The sequence below is a fragment of the Sphingomonas sp. genome (assembly GCF_042091075.1).
In the GTDB taxonomy this organism is placed as follows: Bacteria; Pseudomonadota; Alphaproteobacteria; order Sphingomonadales; family Sphingomonadaceae; genus Sphingomonas.
This window is the reverse complement of sequence record NZ_JBELIE010000140.1, coordinates 1-1,318: the sequence shown is the minus strand read 5'-3', so window position 1 is coordinate 1,318 and position 1,318 is coordinate 1. Positions and strand designations below refer to the sequence as shown.

General features: G+C 66.9%; 3 protein-coding genes. All 3 read left to right on the top strand.

Going from position 1 to position 1,318, the window contains the following annotated elements; all coding sequences use genetic code 11:
- A partial coding sequence (locus ACFDSW_RS12975) for a hypothetical protein (RefSeq protein WP_375250706.1) occupies positions 1-316 on the top strand: 316 nt, incomplete at its 5' end.
- 25 nt (positions 317-341) lie between these two features.
- On the top strand, positions 342-1,127 hold the full coding sequence (locus ACFDSW_RS12970) for a class II aldolase/adducin family protein (protein WP_375250710.1): 786 nt from the start codon (positions 342-344) through the stop codon (positions 1,125-1,127).
- 8 nt (positions 1,128-1,135) lie between these two features.
- On the top strand, positions 1,136-1,318 hold a 183-nt coding region (locus ACFDSW_RS12965; protein ID WP_375250705.1), incomplete at its 3' end, for a hypothetical protein.

Genomic DNA, 1,318 nt, shown 5'->3' with positions numbered 1-1,318 from the left:
CCTGAATGCGCGTGTCACCTTCAACTATGTCGGCGGCATGTACGACCAGCGCGCCGACGACCCCGCCGGCATCTTCGGTCCCAGCACGCTGCTGCCCGGATCGCCGACCTTGTCGCAAGGCGCGCGCATCGCGCCGTTCCGCACCGCGGACGTCAGCCTGCAATATCAGATCGTGCCCGATACCAATCTGACGCTGACCGTCCTCAACGTCACCGATCGCGATCCGCCGTTTGCGCGGCTAAACTACAATTACGATCCCTTCACCGCGAGCGCGCTTGGCCGACAGGTCAAGCTCGGCGTGTCCACCGCCTTCTGACCCCAAGGAACCCCGGACGATGGCCATGGCTGCCCCTTCCCCTCACGCTCCCGCGGCGTCGCCTCCCGACGGCATGTCGGCCGGGGAATGGGCGGTGCGCGTCGATCTTGCCGCCGCCTATCGCCTGGTGGCGCATTACGGATGGGACGATCTGATCTTCACCCATCTGTCGGTCCGTGTGCCGGGGCCCGACCATCACTTTCTGATCAATCCCTATGACAGGATGTTCGAAGAGATTACGGCCTCGTCGCTCGTGAAGATCGACGTCGACGGCCATCCGGTCGATGCCGGTACGCACCCCGTCAACCCGGCGGGCTTCACGATCCATTCCGCAATCCACATGGGGCGGGAGGATGCGCAGGCGGTGATGCACGTCCACACGCCTTATGGTCAGACGGTCAGCGCGATGGCGTTCGGCCTTCTGCCGCATACGCAGACCGCGATGATCGCCGGTGCGGACGTCGCCTATCACGACTATGAAGGGATCGCGACCGACCTCGACGAACGCGAACGGCTCGTGGCCGATCTGGGTGCGCGCCATGCGATGATCTTGCGCAACCACGGAACGCTGACGATCGGCGACAGCGTCGCGGCCTGTTTCCTGCGTCTCTACTTCCTCGAACGCGCGTGTGAGGCGCAGGTGCATATGCTCGCCGCCGGCCGCGACAATCTCAACCCGCCGCCCGATGGCGTCGAGGACAAGGTCGCGCGCCAGTCGGCTCCGGCGGGAATGGGATTGCTGGCGCAGCGGCTCGCCTGGCCGGCGCTGCTACGCAAGCTCGACCGTATCGATCCGGGGTTCCGGGCATGAGGGGGCGGGTGTTGCGTCACGCAGCGATGGCGATGGTCGCGGTCGCCGCTCCTGCTGCGAGCGCGCTGGCGCAGGCCGATCCGCCCTCCGCCAGCACGCGCGCGGCGCATGCGGCGGCTGTGGCGGAGATGGCCGGGCGGTCGGACGAGGATCGCGATTTCGCATCGCGCGGGTATCTCGGCACGCTGGCC